General features: G+C 70.8%; 16 protein-coding genes. 10 read left to right on the forward strand and 6 right to left on the reverse strand.

Annotated elements, in window-relative coordinates; genetic code table 11:
* Positions 1-17: 17 nt before the first annotated feature.
* Together AB5J53_RS33100 and AB5J53_RS33105 are read left to right on the forward strand one after the other, a co-directional pair.
* Positions 18-1736 (forward strand): MFS transporter, encoded by a 1719-nt coding sequence (locus AB5J53_RS33100; RefSeq protein WP_369249274.1) that lies wholly within the window; start codon positions 18-20, stop codon positions 1734-1736.
* Between the two features lie 157 nt (positions 1737-1893).
* Positions 1894-2667, forward strand: a complete 774-nt coding sequence (locus AB5J53_RS33105) for a DUF2127 domain-containing protein (protein ID WP_369249275.1) — start codon at positions 1894-1896, stop codon at positions 2665-2667.
* Positions 2668-2723: 56 nt separating this feature from the next.
* Here the strand turns inward: AB5J53_RS33105 and AB5J53_RS33110 are convergent, their stop codons facing one another.
* Positions 2724-3164 carry a MarR family winged helix-turn-helix transcriptional regulator gene (locus tag AB5J53_RS33110; RefSeq protein ID WP_369249276.1) on the reverse strand — a complete coding sequence of 147 codons (441 nt, stop codon included), beginning with the start codon at positions 3162-3164 and terminating at the stop codon, positions 2724-2726.
* Positions 3165-3255: 91 nt separating this feature from the next.
* Between AB5J53_RS33110 and AB5J53_RS33115 the strand changes: the two genes are divergently transcribed.
* Positions 3256-3972 (forward strand): maleylpyruvate isomerase family mycothiol-dependent enzyme, encoded by a 717-nt coding sequence (locus AB5J53_RS33115; protein WP_369249277.1) that lies wholly within the window; start codon positions 3256-3258, stop codon positions 3970-3972.
* 29 nt (positions 3973-4001) lie between these two features.
* On the opposite strand, the gene AB5J53_RS33120 is transcribed toward AB5J53_RS33115, so the two are convergent.
* Entirely contained in the window at positions 4002-5012 is a 1011-nt protein-coding gene (locus tag AB5J53_RS33120; RefSeq protein WP_369249278.1) for an Lrp/AsnC family transcriptional regulator, read from the reverse strand.
* Positions 5013-5668: 656 nt separating this feature from the next.
* Here AB5J53_RS33120 and AB5J53_RS33125 point away from each other — a divergent pair.
* The 3 genes from AB5J53_RS33125 (at position 5669) to AB5J53_RS33135 (ending at position 9669) form a co-directional block, all read left to right on the forward strand.
* The gene (locus AB5J53_RS33125) at positions 5669-7045 is read left to right on the forward strand and encodes an MFS transporter (protein WP_369249279.1); all 1377 of its coding nucleotides are present in this window, start codon (positions 5669-5671) and stop codon (positions 7043-7045) included.
* 51 nt (positions 7046-7096) lie between these two features.
* Positions 7097-7978 (forward strand): NAD(P)-dependent oxidoreductase, encoded by an 882-nt coding sequence (locus AB5J53_RS33130; protein ID WP_369249280.1) that lies wholly within the window; start codon positions 7097-7099, stop codon positions 7976-7978.
* Between the two features lie 200 nt (positions 7979-8178).
* Complete coding sequence (locus tag AB5J53_RS33135) at positions 8179-9669, forward strand: AAA family ATPase (protein ID WP_369249281.1); 1491 nt, start codon at positions 8179-8181, stop codon at positions 9667-9669.
* A gap of 9 nt (positions 9670-9678) precedes the next feature.
* Here AB5J53_RS33135 and AB5J53_RS33140 read toward each other — a convergent pair whose 3' ends face one another.
* Complete coding sequence (locus AB5J53_RS33140; RefSeq protein WP_369249282.1) at positions 9679-10569, reverse strand: aldo/keto reductase; 891 nt, start codon at positions 10567-10569, stop codon at positions 9679-9681.
* Between the two features lies 1 nt (position 10570).
* On the reverse strand, positions 10571-11506 hold the full coding sequence (locus AB5J53_RS33145; RefSeq protein WP_369249283.1) for an NAD-dependent epimerase/dehydratase family protein: 936 nt from the start codon (positions 11504-11506) through the stop codon (positions 10571-10573).
* A 65-nt stretch (positions 11507-11571) separates the two neighbouring features.
* On the opposite strand from AB5J53_RS33145, the gene AB5J53_RS33150 reads away from it, so the two are divergent.
* Positions 11572-12093, forward strand: a complete 522-nt coding sequence (locus AB5J53_RS33150) for an Lrp/AsnC family transcriptional regulator (RefSeq protein WP_369249284.1) — start codon at positions 11572-11574, stop codon at positions 12091-12093.
* Here the strand turns inward: AB5J53_RS33150 and AB5J53_RS33155 are convergent.
* Positions 12080-13069, reverse strand: coding sequence for a hypothetical protein (locus AB5J53_RS33155; RefSeq protein WP_369249285.1), 990 nt, complete (start codon positions 13067-13069; stop codon positions 12080-12082). The two genes, AB5J53_RS33150 and AB5J53_RS33155, sit on opposite strands and share 14 nt — an antisense overlap.
* A gap of 68 nt (positions 13070-13137) precedes the next feature.
* Here AB5J53_RS33155 and AB5J53_RS33160 point away from each other — a divergent pair, with 68 nt between their 5' ends.
* The 3 genes from AB5J53_RS33160 (at position 13138) to AB5J53_RS33170 (ending at position 16370) form a co-directional block, all read left to right on the forward strand.
* Positions 13138-13623, forward strand: a complete 486-nt coding sequence (locus tag AB5J53_RS33160) for a MerR family transcriptional regulator (RefSeq protein WP_369249286.1) — start codon at positions 13138-13140, stop codon at positions 13621-13623.
* Positions 13624-13628: 5 nt separating this feature from the next.
* On the forward strand, positions 13629-13961 hold the full coding sequence (gene trxA, locus AB5J53_RS33165; protein ID WP_369252619.1) for a thioredoxin: 333 nt from the start codon (positions 13629-13631) through the stop codon (positions 13959-13961).
* A gap of 180 nt (positions 13962-14141) precedes the next feature.
* A complete protein-coding gene (locus tag AB5J53_RS33170; protein ID WP_369249287.1) occupies positions 14142-16370 on the forward strand; it encodes a UvrD-helicase domain-containing protein in 2229 nt (742 codons plus the stop codon).
* A 166-nt stretch (positions 16371-16536) separates the two neighbouring features.
* Here the strand turns inward: AB5J53_RS33170 and glgB are convergent, their stop codons facing one another.
* Positions 16537-19017 (reverse strand): 1,4-alpha-glucan branching enzyme, encoded by a 2481-nt coding sequence (glgB, locus tag AB5J53_RS33175; protein WP_369249288.1) that lies wholly within the window; start codon positions 19015-19017, stop codon positions 16537-16539.
* Between the last annotated feature and the right edge of the window lie 38 nt (positions 19018-19055).

A 19055-nucleotide genomic window follows, 5' to 3' on the forward strand; every position in this document is an offset into this window, starting at 1 on the left:
AAAGGGCGACCGTACCCATGCGTCTCGTCATGAACGAACCGGTCGAGAGGATGGACCGGCCCTACGCCCGGCGCTGGTGGGCACTGCTGGTGCTCTGCCTGAGTCTGCTGATCATCGTGATGGCGAACACCGCCCTCACGGTCGCGGCCCCCGACATGACCCAGGACCTGGGCCTGTCCAGCGCCGACCTGCAGTGGGTCATCGACGGCTACACCGTCCCGTACGCCGCGCTGATGCTGCTGCTCGGCGCGATCGGCGACAAGTACAGCCGCCGCGGCGCGCTCGTGCTCGGCCTCGTCGTGTTCGGGGCGGGCGCCGTCGCGGGTTCCCTCGTCGACAGTTCCACGGGGGTCATCGCGGCGCGCGCGGTCATGGGCGTCGGCGCGGCGATGATCATGCCCGCCACGCTCTCCCTGCTCGCCGCGACCTTCCCGCGCGCGGAGCGGGCGAAGGCGATCACCCTCTGGACCGCCACCGCCGGACTCGCGATCGCCGCCGGTCCGCTGGTCGCGGGTGCGCTGCTGCAGCACCACGCCTGGTCGTCCACGTTCCTGATCAACGTGCCCGTCGCCGCGCTCGCGATCATCGGCGCCCTCGTCCTCGTGCCGCCGTCCAAGGCCGCGCACCACAACCGCATCGACTACGTCGGTGGCCTGCTGTCCGTGGTCTGGATCGGCTCGCTGGTCTACATGATCATCGAGGGTCCGCACTTCGGCTGGGGCGTGAAGGCCGTGACCGCCGCGGTCGTCGCGGGCGTGGGCCTCGTGCTCTTCGTGGTGTGGGAACTGCGCCACCCCCGCCCGGTCGTCGACGTACGACGCTTCGCGAACCGCCGCTTCGCCGGCTCGAACCTCGCCGTCGCGCTGTTCTTCCTGGCCGTCTTCGGTGCCTTCTACTACCTCACCCAGCACCTCCAATTCGTCCTCGGATACGACGCGTTGGACACCGGAGTGCGCATGCTGCCGCTCGCCGGGGCCGTCTTCGTCGGCTCGGCGCTCACCGGCTACCTCACCCCGCGCATCGGTATGAAGATCACGGTCACCGCGGGCATGGTCGGCGGCACGGCGGCGCTCGCGCTGCTCACCCGGGTGGACGCGTCATCGTCGTACGGCGATTTCGTCCTGCCCCTCGTCATCCTGGGCCTCGCGATCGGGCTCGCGCTCTCGCCCTGCACGGACGCCATCATGGGCGCCTTCCCCGAGTCCGAGCTGGGCGTCGGCGGCGCGGTGAACGACACCTCGCTGGAGCTCGGCGGCTCACTCGGCATCGCCATCCTCGGCTCGGTGCTGGCGAGTTCGTACTCCTCGCACCTCTCGGACGCGACGGCGGGCAGCAAGCTTCCCGCCGGTGCCCTCTCCACGGCCCAGGACTCGGTGGGCGCCGGGTACGCCGTCGCCCAGGGCATCGGCGACAAGGCCCGCCAGGCCGGCGAACAGGCCGCGCACGCGAGCAGCACCCAGCAGGCCGCCCAGCTGAAGGCCCAGGCCGACCAACTCGCCCACGGCGCACGGCAGATGGCGGACGCGGTCGGTTCGTCCTTCGCGGACGCGGTCGCACACACCAGCCTCGTCGGCGCGGTGATTCTTGGGCTGGGGACCGTGCTGGTGGCGGTGCTGCTGCCGCGGAACGGGCGTGCGGCGGAGGCTAAGACCGAGGCGGAGGCCGATGCCGCGGCCGAGGCGGCGTCGGTCGATTCCGATTCCGAGCCCGAGCCCGCGAGCAGCGCGACGCGCTGACCGCGTCCGGAGCCCCGGCAAGCGGTGGTGCGTATGGGCGACGCGCTGCTCGTCCCCGGAACCGCGACCCTCGGGCCACCGTCTCGTAGAACATGCACTACCGTGCCGTGCCGGACAGACCGGCACGGCACGGCACGTTCTGCGGAGGACACCGAGCATGAAGATCGACTGGGACCGGCGTACGTGCGCGCGGCGCGGCCACGTGACGTACGCGCCCGACGAGTCGGCGCTGCGGGCGCGGCTGCGTGCCGAGACGAGCCTCGGCGAGGCCTGGCGCTGTCTGCGCTGCGGTGACTTCGCGCTCGGCGACCCGCACGGCTCGGGGCCCGCGGAGGAAGCCCCGCTCGTGCCGCGCGGCAAGGTGCTGCGCGATCTGTTCATCCTGCGCTTCCTGGCCGTCGAACGTGCCGTGCGCGGCGTGTTCATCGTGCTGGTCGCGGCCGCCGTGTGGAAGTTCAGCAACAGCCAGGACTCGGTGCGCCGGCTCTTCGACGAGTACCTCGACGTCTTCCGCCCGGTCTTCAGGCACTTCCACTACGACCTCGACCACTCACCCGTGGTCGGCACCATCCAGAAGACCTTCGGTTACAAGCACTCCACCCTGGTACTGGTGGCCGTCCTGCTCCTCGTGTACGCCCTGATCGAGCTCGTCGAGGCGGGCGGGCTCTGGTACGCCAAGCGCTGGGCGGAATACCTCACGGTCGTCGCCACGGCCGCCTTCCTCCCGCTGGAGATCTACGAACTCACCGAGCACGTCAGCTACTTGAAGATCGCGACGCTGGTCCTCAACATCCTCGCCGTGCTCTATATCGCCCTCGCCAAGCGCCTGTTCGGACTGCGCGGGGGTCGGAAGGCCTTCGAGGAGGAGCGGCAGAGCGCCTCGCTGCTGGAGGTGGAGGAGTCGGCGGGTCTGGAGCCTTCTCACGCGTAGAGGTCGGCGGGTCTGGAGGCTTCTCACGCGTAGGGGTTCGGCAGCCTCGAGCCGGCTTACGCGTACGGGTCGGTGATCTCCCGCAGCATCGTCAGTGCCTGCCTCAGCTGCGTCATCCGGCGCTTGCCGAGGTACGTCTCCCACTCCCTCTCGACCTCGGCGACGACGCCGGCGGCGACGGGCTGCGCCGCCAGTGCACGCTCGGCGAGGCACACCAGCCGGGCCCGCTTGTCCGTCGGGTCCGGCATGCGCCGCACATAGCCCGCCTTCTCCAGCTGGTCGACCAGGAAGCCCGCGGTCTGCTTGGTGACCTGGGCCTGTTCGGCGAGGTCGGTCAGCCGCGTGCCGTTCGGGCCGATGCGCTGCATGACCCGGGCCTGGGCGGGCGTGAAGTCGTCGAAGCCCGCCTCGGCGAGCGCGGCGAAGATGCGGTTCTCCAGGGCCCGGTACGGGATGAACAGGAGCAGCCCCGTGTTGAGCTCGCTCTCCGTCACCATGGTCGGTGCTCCCTCCGCGGCTTGACAGTGGTCAGAGTCTCTGACTAATTTGGTCAGAGAAGCTTACCACTTTGAGTAGGTGGTGATCCCTGTGGGGCGCGTGACAGGTGTCGTACTGGTCGTGGACGAGTGCTGGCGGGTCATCGACGGCGAGCGGGCGAGCCTGGTGGATCTGCTGGAGGGCCTGAGCCCCGAGGAGTGGGAGATGCCCACACAGTGCGGCGATTGGCGGGTGCGGGACGTCGCCGCCCACCTGACGATCGCCGCGCGCGTCTCGTACGGGACGGTCGTACGTGAACTCGTGCGCGCCCGCGGCAACTTCGACCGCATGATCCACGACACCGGGATTCACGAGGGGCAGCGGCCCGTGACCGAGATCGTCGCGAACCTCCGTTCGATCATCGGCTCCCGACGCCTCGCGCCCGGCACCACCCGTCGCGAACCGCTGCTCGACATCCTCGTGCACGGCCAGGACATCGCGCTGGCCCTCGGGCGGGAGCGCGAGATGCCCGTCGAGGCCGCCCGCGACGCCGCGGACCGGGTGTGGACCATGCGCTTCCCGCCCCGGCCCTGGCCCCTTCCGCGGGGCCGGCTCGTCGCCACCGACGTGGAGTGGACGCGCGGCGAGGGGGCGGAGATCAGGGGTCCGATCGCGGCCCTGCTCCTGCTGCTGACCGGGCGCCCGGCGGCGGCCGAGGTGCGACTCGAGGGCCGGGCAGGGGGACCACGAAGGTCGTGGTCGACCGGCCAGTGCCGGCTGGGGGGCGAGCCGCCCACGGCCGACAAGGCCGAACCGGTGGGTGATTGAGCCCACGGGCGGGCGAACGGTGCCCGTTTTCAGCGGGCCGGCCGGCGCCCGGGGGAGGCGCCACGGGGGAGCGAAGCGGCGGGCCCGGCCAGTGGGCCCGCCGCTTTGACCGTACGGAGGACCGGCGCCGTCTCCAGCGTGCGGATCGCGTCGAGCGCGCCCAGGCGGCGGGTCAGGTAGTCGTGCAGGGCGGCCGGGTCCGGGCAGAGAGCCTGGGCGACCAGGTTGGTCGGGCCGGTGGTCGCTGCGACGAAGGCCAACTCGTCGTGCCCTGCCAGGGTGTGGGCCACCGCGTCGAGATGGGCCGGGGCGACCGACATCCACAGGAGGGCCTGTGCGGTCGCCCCCAGCAGTGTGTCGTTCATATCGACGTCGAAGAAGAGGGCTCCTGAGGACTGCAGGTCGGCCAGGCGGCGGGCGACCGTCGCGGGGGACCAGCCGGTGGCCGAGGCGAGGTCGGCGTGGCTCGCGCGACCGTCGTGCGCGAGGGCGGTCAGCAGGGCGTGATCGGCGTCGGTGAGCGGCCGGGTTCCGGCCGACTCGCCGCCGGCAGGCTCCAGTTGACGCCGCTGGCCCTCGCTCAGGGCTCCCGCCCGGCCGCGCCACGCCGTCGGCCCGCCGAGGTAGGTGTACAGCAGACAGTGCGCCGAGACCGCGGTGATCCCCGCCGTGCGCGGGATGTCGTGCAGCAGCAGCGTGTGGCCGTCCGAAGCGTCGGCCGGGGTCTGGACCACGGCCAGGATCTCCGTGCCACCCGACGCCAGCCGCACCCACGACGTGTCCGAGCGGCGGGCCAGGGCCTGCGCCAGGTCCTGTGCGGTGTGCGGCCCCGCGGTCAGCCGCACCAGCCACTGGGTGCGCCCCGCATGCCGCGGATCGGCCAGCCCGACCACCCGCAACGACGCCTCCGCGCACAGTCGCCGGTAGCGCCGCGCCGCGGTCTGCGTCGATACGCCCAGCACCGCACCGATCCGGCTGAAGGGCGCCCGGCCGTCGATGTGCAGCGCCTGCACCAAACCGCGGTCGATGTCGTCGAGCATGAGCGGATCCCTCACTGTGTGGTGACGGGTGGAAGAAATCAGCAAGTGTTCCTTTGAAAGTGGAACACGGAGGGTGCGGGCGAGCAGGCTCGTTGGCGAACGCGCCGGAGTGGGACGGGGCGCGGCGGGCGTGGCGACACCGGCTGCGCACGCCGCACCGCAGCCGTGGGCGGTGAGGTGTCAGCACGGGTCGGCCTGGGGCCGAGCGTGCGCGCGCCGGCCGCGGCAGCGACCTGACCGTGTGGGGCGGCCCGGCCGGCGCCGGCGGACTGGTTCGCGACGGCAGACCGACCCGCGAGTGCGGCCGGTCCGGTGTGTGGCGGGCCGATTCGCGACTGGGCCGGTCCGGTCGGTGTGTGGCGGGCCGACCCGTGATGGCGGACCGGTTCGTATGTGGCGGATCGGCACGTGATGGCGGACCGGCCAGTGTGCGCCGGCCCAACCCGTTAACGGGGCCCAACCCGCGTACGGCGGACCGGCCGGCCAGGCAATGAGCGGCCGTCGGCCCGTGTATGGCAGTCGGCCGTACGTCGGCCGCCGGCCCGCCCAGGACGGTCGGCCGCCCCCGCACGGCGGCCGCCGACCCGCCACCCCGCTCGCACCACCGAACCCGCTCCCACCACTGACCTCGCTCCCCGAACCGAAGGAGTCCACCCATGCCCATGTCGAACACCTACCGCCACCGCTGGCCGGCCCTGGCCGTCCTCCTCGTCGCCGAGGCGATGAATCTGCTCGATGCCACGATCATGACCGTGGCCGCCCCGGCCATCCACGCCGACCTGGGCGGCCCGGTCTCGGACATTCAGTGGTACGGCGCCGCGTACACGTTGCCGTTCGCGGTGCTGCTCATCGCGGGCGGACGCCTCGGTGACATCGCCGGGCGCAGGCGGGTCTTCGGGATCGGCGTCGCGGGGTTCGTCCTCGCCTCGCTGGCCTGCGCCTTCGCACTGTCGGCCGGGCTGTTGATCGGCGCGCGGGCCGTGCAGGGGGCCGCCGCGGCGCTCGTCATCCCGCAGACGATCGGACTGATCCGCGTGATGTTCGACGGGGACGAACTGGCCCGGGCCATGGGCAGCATCGGCCCGGTCATGGGCCTCGCGGCCGTCTGCGGACCGGTGGCCGGCGGGGTGCTGACCCATGCCGCCTCGTGGCGCGCGGTGTTCTTCGTCAACGTGCCGCTGGGGCTCGGGGTGCTCATCGCGGCACCGCTGCTCAGGGAGGACCGTTCGGCGCGCCGCCCGCGCCTCGACCTCGTCGGCACGGTGCTGGTGAGCGGGGCGGTCGGATCGATCACGTACCCCTTGATCCAGGGTGCCGACTTCCGCTCGTACGCCGCTGCTTGGGGACTGGGCCTCGCACTCTTCGCGACCTTCGCCGTGCACCAGCGCCACCGCACCCGCCGCGAGCTCAGCCCCCTCGTCGAACCGAGCCTCTTCGGCAACCGCGGCTTCTCCGCCGCCCTGCTCTGCTCGGTGCTCTTCTTCGCCGTGGTCAGTGGACTGATGCTGGTGGTCGTGGTGCAGCTCCAGCTGGGTCCGCACATCGGGGTCTTGGCCGCCGGCCTGACTCTGCTGCCCTGGTCCTGCGCGATGGGGATCTCCTCGTGGACGGCGGGCCGCCGCCTGGTCCCGCGGCACGGGTCCCGTGTGATGTACGCGGGCCTCGCCGCGCTGCTCACCGGTGTCCTCGGTGCCGTCGCGGCGTACACCACCGCGCCGGACACCGGTTATGCGTGGCCGCTGCTCGCCGCGCTCGCCGTGTGCGGTGCCGGCCAGGGCCTGTTCGCGGTGCCGTTCTTCACGACGGCTCTCCACCGGGTCCGTCCGCACGAGACCGGTTCGGCGGCCGGGCTGCTCAACGCGGTGCAACAGCTCGGCTCCACGCTGGGCGTCGCGCTGCTCGGCAGCGTGTTCTTCCGGGGCGGGGCCGAGGAGGCGTTCTGGGTGGCGGCCGGGCTGCTGGTCGCCACGGGCGCGGCGACGGTCTTCATGACGCCGAAGCGGGCGGCCACTTACCTTTCGGTGAGTAGCTGACCAAATAGTCGGTACTTGTGGGAAGTTGTCCCCTTCGGAACCATGACCAACATGACAAATGACCTTGAAACCAATCCGGTTGCCGTCCTCGGTCTCGGCGCGATGGGGCAGGCACTAGCCGCCGCTTTCCTCCGCGCGGGCCACCCCACGACCGTCTGGAACCGCTCGCCCGGCAAGGACGGCAACCTGCTCGCACAGGGCGCCGTCCGGGCCACGAGTGCCGCGGAGGCCGTTCGCGCGGCCGATCTGGTGGTCGTCTGCGTGGTCGACTACGGCGCGGCCCAGGCCGTCCTCGATGCCACCGCCGACGACCTGCCCGGCCGGGTCCTGGTGAACCTCACCTCCGACACCCCCGAGCGGTCCCGCACCACCGCCGCCTGGGCCAACGAGCGCGGCATCGACTACCTCGACGGCTCGATCATGGTGCCGATCCCGGTCGTCGGACAGCCGGAGGCGCTGATCTTCTACAGCGGTCCGCGGGCGGCGTACGAGAAGTACGAGGGCACGCTCAAGTCGCTGGGTGGCCGCCCCGCATACCTCGGTGAGGACCAAGGACTCGCCGCAGTCCACGACTTGGCGCTGCTCGACTTCTTCTACTCCAGCATGGCCGGACTCGTGCACGCCTTCGCGCTGGCCGAGGCGGACGGGGTTCAGGCGGCCTCGCTCGCCCCCTACCTGGACACGATCGCCGCCATCCTTCCGGCCATCGCGGCCGGTACCGCCCAGGACATCGACGCGGGCAGCTATCCGGGCACCGCCGCGAACCTCGGCATGATGGCCGCGGGAGCGGGCCATGTGCTGGAGGCCGCCGAGCACCGCGGGCTCGACGTGAGCACCCTGCGCTCGGTGAAGGAGATCGCCGACCGGGCCATCGCCCGGGGTCACGCGGCCGACAGCTGGTCGAGCACGATCGAGGTCGTGCGAGCGGGGTGACCGGTGACCGGTGACCGTTGAGGAAAGACCGTTGAGGAAAGACCGGCGAGGAAAGACCGGCGAGCGTCGACGGGTCATCGGCCTCATGGAAACGCACACTTGGTGACACTCGCCCCAAATGCTTTGACCAGCCATCGCGTTCGGGCCCACGCTGGGAGATCTCGGATTCTGAGAGTGGGCCGGACGGCGCGGAGGCGGGCATGGACGAGACCGAGATCATCAGTAGTTCGGAGCACAAGGCCCGGCGCGCCGCGGAGGGGGAGAGTTCGCCGCTGTCGCTGGAACAGGTCGGCGAGCTGTTCAACCAGTTCCTCGACGCGGTCGCGCGGCCAAAACCCCAGGTCGCGGACGGCCGCAATCTCGCCGAGCGGATGCGCGCGCATCTGGGCACGGCACCCGGGGACCAGCCGGTGGTCAAAGCCGCGTACGCCCCCTACGACCTGCCCAATGTGCATCTGGCGGTGGAGCGCTGGTTCGCGGCCGAGGGGCGTTCGTACGAGCTGATCGGCATGCGGGGGTCCTCGCACCACGGGGATCTGACACTGGGCGAGATCCTCGAATCCGCCGACCGTTACAACCGGTTCGTGATCGGCGCGGTCGACTACGCGCATCTGCCGATCTCGCCCGACGAGGAACTCGCCTGTGTCTCCTTCGGGTTCTACCTCGGCCGGGAGGGCGACGAGCGGTTCGCGGTGCTGCTGCGCGGGCCGGCGGACGAGTACGGACGCAACAAGGTCGAGATCGAAGTCCTCGCCCAGGGAAAGGAGTTCGCGGACCGGCTGCTCGCCGAGATCGACGCGCTGGTCCGCGAACACAACATCTTCCGCGGACAGGTCCTCTCCTTCGAGGGCTCCGACTTCGGCCACGGCCTGGGCCCGTTCCGCTTCCACCGGCGTCCGGGGCTCACTCGCGAGGAGATCGTGCTGCCGGAAGGACTCTTGGACCGGGTGGAGCGGCAGGTGGTCGGGGTGGCGCGCCGCCGCGAGCGCCTCCGCGCCGCCGGTCAGCACCTGCGCCGCGGCCTCCTCCTCTACGGCCCGCCCGGCACCGGCAAGACCCATACGATCCGCTACCTCCTTTCCCACCTCCCGGAGTTCACGGTCGTCGTCCTGGCCGGCACGAGCATCGACGCCATCGGCCCCGCCTGCGCACTGGCGCGCATGCTGCAGCCCGCGCTCGTCGTCCTGGAGGACTGCGACCTGATCGCCGAGGCCCGCGACTACGGCGGCGGCGAACAGCCCCTGCTCTTCCAGGTGCTGAACGAGATGGACGGCCTCGGCGACGACGCCGACGTCGCCTTCCTGCTCACCACCAACCGCGCGGATCTGCTGGAACCCGCCCTCGTCCAGCGCCCCGGCCGCGTCGACCTCGCCGTCGAGATCCCCGTCCCCGACGCCGAGGGCCGTGCCCGCCTCCTGACCCTGTACGGCTCCTCCCTCGACCTCGGCAAGGACCTCACCGACGAGATCGTCACCCGCACAGAGGGCACGACGGCATCGTTCACCAAGGAGCTCGTACGACGAGCCGTACTGATCGCGGCCGAGCGGGAGGCGGAGCGGACGGAGCCGGAGGACCTGCGGGCGGCGGTGGACGAACTCCTGTCCGACCGGGACCGTTTGACGCGTCGGCTGCTGGGGGTGCGCGATCCCGACCAGGACGACGAGTTCATGCTGACGCGCGATGACGACTGAGCCTGCCGCTCAGCGGCCCGCCGCCGCGTCCAGCCGCGTCAGCTCCTCCGCGTCCAGCACCAGGTCCGCCGCCCCCGCCGAGTCCCGGATCGTCTCCGGGCGGCTGGCGCCCGGGATCGGGATCACGTTGGGGGAGATAGCCAACAGCCAGGCCAGACAGATCTGCTGGGGGCTCACGCCGCGCTCGCGGGCCACCGCGTGGAAGGCGCCGAAGGCGTCGTCGGACGCCACCGTCGAGGGGCCGTCCAGGGAGCTGCGCGAGATGCCGCCGAGGGGGCTCCATGGGAGGAAGGCGAGGCCGAGTTCGGCGCAGAGGCGTAGCTCCGGCTCGCTGTGCCGTCCCGCGGGGGAGTACTGGTTCTGGACCGAGACGAGGCGGTCGCCGAGGATCGCGTGGGCCCGGCGGATCTGGTCGGTGGTCGTGTTGGAGATGCCGGCCAGGCGGATCTTGCCCTCGTCGAGGAGTTCGCGCAGGGCGCCGAGCGAGTCCTCGAAGGGGACGGTGGGGTCGGGCTTGTGGAGTTGATAGAGGCCGATCGCCTCGACGCCGAGCCGCTTCAGGGACGCCTCCGCGGCCGACTTCAGGTGCCGTGGGGACCCCGTCACCGTCCAGCTGCCGTCGCCAGGTCTGCCGCGGCCGCCCTTCGTGGTCACCAGCACCTCGCTGGTGTCGCTGCCGTACGTCGCCAGGGCGCGGGCCAGGAGCCGTTCGTTGTGGCCGGGCTCGGCGCCGGGCAGGTGGTACGAGTCCGCCGTGTCGAGGAGGGTCACGCCCGCGTCGAGGGCGGCGTGCACCGTGGCCAGGGCCCGCGCCTCGTCCGGGCGGCCCTCGATGGACAGGGGCATCGCGCCGAGGCCGATCGCGCCGACGCGGAGATCTCCAAGAGGTCTGGTTCGCATGTCAGTCGTCCTTTCCGAGCGTCTCGGCGACCGCGCGCGGCAGCCAGTCCCTCGACTCACCGAAGGTGAAACCGAGCCGCGTGGCCCGGGAGTTGTCCATCCCGTACGAGCGGGCGAACGAGAACGGCGAGACCTCCCCGACCTCGACGCTCCGGAAGACCGTCCTGCCCTCCGGGATGTGCACGGCCACCGCCTCGCACAACTCCTCGGTGCTGAGCACCCCGTGGGAGGCGGCGTTCACCGGCCCGGTGAAATCCTCGCCCGCCGCCCAGGCGAGGAAGTCCGCGACCTCCTCGACATGGATGTACGTCGCCGGGTGGTTCACGGCGGGCACGGCGATCGGTTCGCCCGTGCGGATACGGTCGGTGTAGTGGTCGAGGCGGCCGGTGAAGTCGTCGTTCCCGCCCAGGACATGGGCGACGCGGACCGCCACGTACGGGAACGCGGGCTCGGCCCCTCGGGTGCCGGCGAAGACCGCCTCGGCCTGCCGCTTGCCCTCGCCGTAGTGCGAGTCGAGGAACTCCGGGTCGTCCCAGGGGAGTTCGAGATCGAAGGCGACGGTACGAGGGTCCACGGCGTCCTCGCGTACGAGGGCCGCCGAGTCCTCGTACTCGTACACCTCGACGGTGGACGTCATGACGTACCGCCGCGCGCGCCCCGCGAATACCCTTCGGGCGATCTCCGCCTGCCGGGGCGTATAACAGACCTGGTCGATGACGACGTCGAAAGTCCGCGAACCCAGCGCCTTCTCCAGGGAATTCTCGTCATTGCGGTCGGCGACCAGGTGAATTGCCCCCTCGGGCGGCGCCGACGAACCGCGATTGATGACGGTGACCCGGTCCCCGGCGGCCATCAGCCGCGCTGTCAGACGCTTTCCGAAATACCGGTTCCCGCCGATGACGCATATCTCGCGCACGGTGCCCTCCCCGCTTCTCATTCCTTGTGCTCCTGCGCTGTGGTCATAATTCTCCCGACATAGGGGTGAGCTCTGAAGGGGGAGTCATGGGAGATCCGGCCGCGGCACCGAAGGAACCACGGCAGCTGCGCGCCGCCGCCAACGAAACGTCGGTGGCCTTCGACGCGCTCGACCGGCAGATCCTGGAGCTGTTGCAGAGCGATGGCCGGATCAAGCTCAGCGAGCTGGGCCGCCGCGTCCGGCTGAGCCCGGCGGCCGTCGCCGAACGCGTCCGGCGCCTGGAGTCCACGGGCGCCATCACCGGCTACGGCGCCCACGTCGCACCGGCCCGCCTCGGCTACGGCATCCAGGCCTTCATCCGCGTCAACCCGCACGGCGGCTACACCCTGAAGCACCCCAGGACCCTGGAGCTCCTGTCCCGCCCCGAGGTCGTCGAGGTCCACCACGTGGTCGGCGAGGACTGCTGGATCCTCAAGGTCGCCGTCGAGGACACGATCCACCTGGAGGACGTCCTGGAACAGACCTCCGCCCTGGGGCGTACGACGACCTCGATCGTGCTGTCCTCACCGGTGCGCCGGAAGCCGCTGCTGCCGCCTATTGGACGCTGACGCGGTGGGGGTGGGCGGGGTCGGCGGGGCACACGAAGAGGTACCCGGTGCCCCAGCGGCCGACGGCGACCTCCGTCGGCGTCTTGATGCCATCCGCACCGACGAGGGGGAGATCCTCCAGCGGTGTCCAGCTGGACTCACGCCCGTCCCACTCGTAACTGGCGATGGCGAGCAGCATCTCCATGGGCTGCCGGCACTCGGCGCAGTCCGTGCGGGCCGGGTCCGTCACGTGCCATGAGGCGTACCCGCCGACCTTCCAGCCAGGCGCGATCGACAGATCGGTCTGGTATGTGAAGTCCTCGGTGTCCCACTCGTCGATCACGTCCCGCAGCGGCTCCGGGAGCAGATCGGAGTACTGGTGCTCCACCACCTGTTCCGGATGCAGGACGCATGGCTCGGGTACATAGACGTCCGACCCGACGACTTCCGGCTCGGGCTGTGGGTCCAACACATGTGTGACGGCACTGGAGTCGCGCCAGCGCAGCTGCAGCGACATCCCGTATCCGGTCGGGCCGTGCCGGTCGAACGGGCACCAGAACACCTGGAGGAGGTCGCGGTCGGGCGGCCCGGCGGTCAGGTCGGGTATGTCACGCCGGTAGAGCTGCGTCAGACCGATCATCGGGATCGGGTCGGTGTCCGTCAGCCACGGCGCGTGGCGCCCGCGCCGCAGCGAGCCGAGGATCTCGCGTTCCTCGTCGGTGGGCCCGGGCCGTTCCGTACGCGCCCACGCCTCGGCCAGAATGCGCCGCCGGCGCCTGATGTCCGCGGGCCGCTCCCCGCTGCTGCGCCGATGCGGCTCCGTGCACGCCGGCCAGGGTTCGTCGGCGGGCCACAGCAGCGGCCCGCCGACCGAGCTGTCCGCGGCAGAGGGCTTCCCGGGGCGCGGGTGCAGACGCGTGGTCGTACGCCGGTGGGCGTCCAGCCCGGGAAAGAGTGCCTCCACGTCGAGGGGGCGCGGCGGGGTCGTACGCCTCATCGGGCCAGTCACAGGATCGGGTCCTCACTGTTTGCATTGACGTCGGCGTCAAGGATTACCGTCAATGCATGCGAATCGGCGAGCTGGCGGCGCGGGCCGGGACGACCACGCGGACTCTGCGTTACTACGAGTCGCGGGGACTGCTGCCCGCGCGGCGGGGCGAGAACGGGTACCGGACGTACGACGAGCACGACCTGAGGCTGCTGCGGCAGATCAGGACGTTGCAGGACTTCGGGTTCGACCTGGAGGAGACGCGGCCCTTCGTGGAGTGTCTGCGGGCGGGGCACCCGGAGGGCGACTCGTGCCCCGCTTCGCTCGCGGTCTACCGCCGCAAGCTCGGCGAACTCGACGCGCTGATCGACGAGTTGCAGTCGGTGCGCGCGAAGGTCGGTGAGCAGCTGGCGCGGGCGGAGCGGGCGCGCGACGAGCTGGCGGCCGACGCGGAGGTTCCGGGCGGTCCGCAACCCGTATGCGCTGTGTTTTCCCGGGGGACGCAGCATCCCATGGCCGCTGCGCGGCGGGCCGGACCGCCGGCAGGAAAAACAGAAGGGTGACCGGAGTGTTGAACGTGGCAGGCGTGGCCGAGGTGACGGACGCGGACTTCGAGGCGGAGGTGATCGGGGCGGATCTGCCCGTGCTGGTGGAGTTCACGGCCGACTGGTGCGGACCGTGCCGGCAGCTGGCACCGGTGCTCAGCGACATCGCCTTCGAGGAGGGCGACCGGCTCAAGATCGTGCAGCTGGACGTGGACAGGAACCCGCAGACGACCATCGCGTACGGCGTCCTGTCGATGCCCACGTTGATGGTGTTCCGTGACGGCGAGCCCGTGAAGTCGATGGTGGGTGCCCGGCCCAAGCGACGGCTGCTGGAGGAGTTGTCCGACGTGCTGTAACCCGCCGGACCACAAGAAATCCCCCGAGCGCAATTGCGCTCGGGGGATTTCTTTGCGTATATTCAATGGTTCGCGACTTCAAGGGGATTGAGTCGCGGAGAAGTTCACAGGGCAGAGTATATCCGGGCGGGAGTGGAATTGTCAAACAGGGGCTCACACACAGAATTTCCCGACGATGAATTGCGGCAAGAGCAAGAATTCATCGACGGGCTGTACGCGCGCGTGGACGCCCTGCGCGGTGTCACGGAGGCATCCGTGGGGGACGCGCTCGCGCAGGGCAACACGCCCATGCAGGCCAGGCTCGAACGGGACGTCCTGGTCGCCGAGCGCTCGGGCCTGCTCGCCGCGCTGAACGCCGTGGACGGTTCGCTCTGCTTCGGCCGCATCGACCTCACCAGCGGCATCAGCCACCACATCGGCCGGATCGGCATCCGCGCCGACGACACCGAGCACACCCCGATCCTCATCGACTGGCGGGCCCCGGTCGCCCGCCCCTTCTACCTGGCCACCGGCCACACCCCCATGGGCCTGCGGCGCCGACGGCACCTCACCACCGACGGCCGGCGCGTCACCGACCTGCACGACGAGATCCTCGACCTGGGGGACCACGAGCGGACCGGGCACGAGGACCCGACCGGTGACGCGGTGCTCCTCGCCGCGCTCAACTCGGCGCGCACCGGACGCATGAGCGACATCGTGCAGACCATCCAGGCCGAGCAGGACCAGATCATCCGCGCGCCGTACCGGGGTGTGCTGGTGGTGGAAGGCGGTCCAGGCACGGGCAAGACGGCCGTGGCGCTGCACCGCGCCGCGTACCTGCTCTACGAATACCGGGAACTGCTCGCCAAGCGCGCCGTCCTCATCGTCGGCCCCAACCCGGCCTTCCTCGGCTATATCGGCGAGGTGCTGCCCTCGCTCGGCGAGACCGGCGTCCTGCTGGCGACGGTCGGCGAGCTGTTCCCCGGCGTGAAGGCGACGGCGATCGACACCCCCGAGGCGGCTGCCGTGAAGGGCCGCGCCGACATGGCCGAGGTGCTGGCCGCCGTGGTCCGTGACCGCCAGGCCCTTCCCGACCCGGTCATCGCGATCGAGCACGACCGGGACATCCTGATGCTCGACGCCGGGCTCGTCCGGGTCGCCCGCGAGCGCACCCGCGAGACCGAACTGCCCCACAACGTCGCGCGTGAGCACTTCGAGGGCCACATCCTCAACACCCTCACCGACATGCTGGCCGAACGCATCGGCACGGATCCGTTCGACGGCTCGAACCTCCTCGATGCGAGCGACATCACGCAGATCCGGGACGAGCTGGCCGAGAACCCCGAGGTGTGGGGCGCGATCGACCAGCTGTGGCCGCGGCTCACCCCGCAGCGGGTGGTCGCGGACTTCCTTGCCGAGCCGGAGGGATACGTCTCGCAGGAGGAGGCGGTGGCGATTCGGCGACCGGTCACCCGGGAGTGGACCACCGCGGACGTCCCCCTTCTCGACGAGGCCGCCGAGCTGCTGGGTGAGGACGACCGGGTGGCCCGGGCGCTTGCCGACCAGGAGCGTCGCACCCAAGTCGCGTACGCCCAGGGCGTCCTGGATGTCTCCTACGCCTCTCGTACCTACGAGTTCGAGGACAAGGACGAGGAGGACTCCGAGGTCCTGTCCGCGCACAACATCATCGACGCCGAGCGGATGGCCGAGCGGCACGAGGAGGATGACCACCGCAGCGCCGCCGAGCGGGCGGCGGCCGACCGGACCTGGGCCTTCGGCCACATCATCGTCGACGAGGCGCAGGAGCTGTCGCCGATGGCGTGGCGATTGCTGATGCGGCGGAGTCCTACGCGGTCGATGACGCTCGTCGGCGACCCCGCGCAGACCGCCGAGGCGGCGGGGGTGGGGTCGTGGGAGGAGATCCTCTCCCCGTACGTCGAGGACCGGTGGGAGCACACGCGGCTCGCCGTCAACTACCGGACCCCGTCCGAGATCATGGACGTCGCGGCGGGGGTGGTGCGGGCGGAGCGTCCCGGGTTCGAGCCGCCTCGGTCCGTACGGTCCACCGGGGTACGGCCGTGGGTGCGCGACGCGGGTGACGATCTTCCCGGCGCCGTCGCCAAGGCCGTGGCCGAGCTGACGCCGGTGGAGGGCCGGGTCGCAGTCATCGCCCCGCGTTCCCTGCACGCCTCGCTCGCCGGGCGGCTGGACGGGGTGACGGCGGGTGCCGAGCCCGACCTCACCCGCGCCGTCGTCCTTCTCGACCCTCGGCAGGCCAAGGGGTTGGAGTTCGACTCCGTGCTCGTGGTCGAGCCCGCGCTGTACGGGACGAGCGACCTGTACGTCGCGCTGACCCGGGCTACGCAGGCGCTGGGGGTGCTCCACACCGGGGAGTTGCCCGAGTCGCTGAGGGGGCCGGGGCTGGTGTAAAGGCGGGTTTCTTCGCCCCCTCCGCCCCTTCCCGTCCCGTATCTGGGGCTCCGCCCCAGACCCCGTTCGCGCAGTTCCACGCGCCCCTTTTCGGGGGCGCGGGGAACTGCGCAGTCTTTTGGCGGGGGTCTGGGGGCGGCAGCCCCCAGGTAGGGGCGGAGGACGCTTAGGCGGGTCGCAGCCAGATGGTGGCCAGGGGTGGCAGGGTCAGTTGGATGCTGGCGGGGCGGCCATGGGCGGCGTGGGGTTCGGGTTTGATGGGGTCGGGGTTGAGGACGTCGCTGCCGCCGTAGCGGGCGGTGTCGGTGTTGAGGATTTCGTGCCAGGCGGGGATGTCTTCGGGGACGCCGAGCCGGTAGCCGTGCCGGACGACGGGGGAGAAGTGGGAGAGGGCCAGCAGGGGGGTGCCGTCGGCGGCGTGGCGCAGGAAGGCGAAGACGTTGTCGTCGGCGGCGTCGCCGGTGATCCAGGCGAAGCCGGCGGGTTGGGTGTCGCGTTGCCACAGGGCGGGGGTGTGGCGGTAGATGCCGTTGAGGTCGCGGACGAGGTCGCGCACGCCGCGGTGGTCGGGTTCGGCGCTGTAGGCGGGGTCGAGGAGCCACCAGTCGGGGCCGTGTGCCTCGGACCATTCGGCGCCCTGGGCGAACTCCTGTCCCATGAAGAGGAGTTGTTTGCCGGGGTGGGCCCACATGAAGCCGAGGTAGGCGCGGGTGGTGGCGCGTTGCTGCCACCAGTCGCCGGGCATCTTCGACACGAGTGAGCGTTTGCCGTGGACGACTTCGTCGTGCGAGATGGGCAGGACGTAGTTCTCGCTGTAGGCGTACACCATCGAGAAGGTCATCTCGTTGTGGTGGTACTTGCGGTGGATGGGCTCATGGGCCACGTAGTCCAGCGAGTCGTGCATCCAGCCCATGTTCCACTTCAGCCCGAAGCCAAGACCCCCGAAGCCACCGGGGCCGATGTGGTCGGTGGCCCGCGTGACGCCGTCCCACGCCGTGGACTCCTCGGCAATGGTCACGACTCCGGGGTTGCGGCGGTAGACGGTGGCGTTCATCTCCTGGAGGAAGGCGACCGCGTCGAGGTTCTCCCGGCCGCCGTGTTCGTTGGGGACCCATTGGCCCGGCTCGCGGGAGTAGTCGAGGTAGAGCATGGAGGCGACCGCGTCCACCCGCAGCCCGTCGATGTGGAACTCCTCGCACCAGTACACCGCGTTGGCGACCAGGAAGTTGCGCACCTCGCGGCGTCCGTAGTCGAACTCCAGGGTGCCCCAGTCGGGGTGCGCGGCCCGCAGCGGGTCCTCGTGCTCGTACAGGGTCCGTCCGTCGAACTCGGCCAGGGCCCAGTCGTCGCGCGGGAAGTGTGCGGGCACCCAGTCCATCAGCACGCCGATCCCGGCCCGGTGCAGCGCGTCGACCAGGTGCTTGAAGTCGTCCGGGGTGCCCAGCCGGGCCGTGGGCGCGTAGAACCCGGTGACCTGATAGCCCCACGACCCGCCGAAGGGATGCTCGGCGATCGGCATCAGCTCCACGTGGGTGAAGCCCAAGTCCGAGACGTAGGAGGGAAGTTGATCGGCCAGCTGGCGGTACGTCAGCCCGGGCCGCCAGGACGGCAGATGCACCTCGTAGACCGAGAACGGGGCTTCGTGTGCGGGCCTCAGTGCCCTCCCGGACATCCACTCCGCGTCCCGCCACACATGATGGGAGGCGTGGACGATCGACGAGGTGTTCGGCGGAGCCTCGGTGCGGCGGGCCATCGGGTCGGCGCGCAGCGTGCGCGTACCGTCGGGGCGGGTGATGTCGAACTTGTACAGCTCGCCCTCGCCGATCGAGGGCACGAACAGCTCCCACACCCCGGAGGAGCCCAGCGACCGCATCGGGTATCCCGTGCCGTCCCAGAAGTTGAAAGTGCCGGCCAGGCGTACGCCGCGTGCGTTGGGGGCCCACACCGTGAAGCGGGTGCCGGTCACGCCCTGGTGCACCATCGGCTCCGCGCCGAGCGCCCGCCACAACTGCTCGTGCCGGCCCTCGCCGAGCAGATGCAGATCGAACTCGCCGAGCGCGGGCAGGAAACGGTACGCGTCCTCGGTCTCCAGAACCGTCCCCTCGTACGCCACGACCAGCCGGTACGACTCCGGGACCGCGCGCAGCGGCAGCAGACCCGAGAAGAAACCGTCCCCGTCGTCGTGCAACTCGGCGCGCAGGTCGTCCGTCACGACGGTCACCGCCAGCGCGTACGGGCGGAAGGCGCGGAAGGCCACCCCGCCCTGCACCGGATGGGCTCCCAGCACACCGTGCGGATCGTGATGTGTGCCGTTGAGCAGTCGCTCCCGGTCACCGGGGTCGACGCCGGCGAACACGGGAGCGCTGTCGGCGGCAGGCTCCGGCGCCTTCTTCGAAACCTTCGCGGCCTTGCTCACGGTGGCCTTCTTCCCGGCAGCCGCGCTCCCGGCGACCTTCTTTGCAGCGGCCTTCTTACCCACGGCAGCCGTCTGCGCGGCGGCGGCCTTCTTACCGGCGGCGGACTTCTTGGCCGTCGTTTTCCCCTCAGCGGCCTTCTTCACCGCCGTCTTCTTCGCGGCAGCCGACTTCTTCGTACCGTTCTTCTTCGGACTGTCGGGACTGTCGTCGGACGGAGGGCGGGGAGTCACGGGCAGGGCCTCCTCGGCAGGATGAGGTGGGGAAGGGG

The organism is Streptomyces sp. R41 (genome assembly GCF_041053055.1).
In the GTDB taxonomy this organism is placed as follows: Bacteria; Actinomycetota; Actinomycetes; order Streptomycetales; family Streptomycetaceae; genus Streptomyces.

Bases quoted from the DNA above. Each gene is read 5' to 3' on its own strand.
- AB5J53_RS33155 (WP_369249285.1), bottom strand. From the start codon at position 13,069: ATGAGGCGTACGACCCCGCCGCGCCCCCTCGACGTGGAGGCACTCTTT.
- AB5J53_RS33120 (WP_369249278.1), bottom strand. From the start codon at position 5,012: ATGCTCGACGACATCGACCGCGGTTTGGTGCAGGCGCTGCACATCGAC.
- AB5J53_RS33105 (WP_369249275.1), top strand. From the start codon at position 1,894: ATGAAGATCGACTGGGACCGGCGTACGTGCGCGCGGCGCGGCCACGTG.
- AB5J53_RS33140 (WP_369249282.1), bottom strand. From the start codon at position 10,569: ATGCGAACCAGACCTCTTGGAGATCTCCGCGTCGGCGCGATCGGCCTC.
- AB5J53_RS33100 (WP_369249274.1), top strand. From the start codon at position 18: ATGCGTCTCGTCATGAACGAACCGGTCGAGAGGATGGACCGGCCCTAC.
- AB5J53_RS33160 (WP_369249286.1), top strand. From the start codon at position 13,138: ATGCGAATCGGCGAGCTGGCGGCGCGGGCCGGGACGACCACGCGGACT.
- AB5J53_RS33125 (WP_369249279.1), top strand. From the start codon at position 5,669: ATGCCCATGTCGAACACCTACCGCCACCGCTGGCCGGCCCTGGCCGTC.
- AB5J53_RS33150 (WP_369249284.1), top strand. From the start codon at position 11,572: ATGGGAGATCCGGCCGCGGCACCGAAGGAACCACGGCAGCTGCGCGCC.
- AB5J53_RS33110 (WP_369249276.1), bottom strand. From the start codon at position 3,164: ATGGTGACGGAGAGCGAGCTCAACACGGGGCTGCTCCTGTTCATCCCG.
- AB5J53_RS33145 (WP_369249283.1), bottom strand. From the start codon at position 11,506: ATGAGAAGCGGGGAGGGCACCGTGCGCGAGATATGCGTCATCGGCGGG.
- AB5J53_RS33135 (WP_369249281.1), top strand. From the start codon at position 8,179: ATGGACGAGACCGAGATCATCAGTAGTTCGGAGCACAAGGCCCGGCGC.
- AB5J53_RS33130 (WP_369249280.1), top strand. From the start codon at position 7,097: ATGACAAATGACCTTGAAACCAATCCGGTTGCCGTCCTCGGTCTCGGC.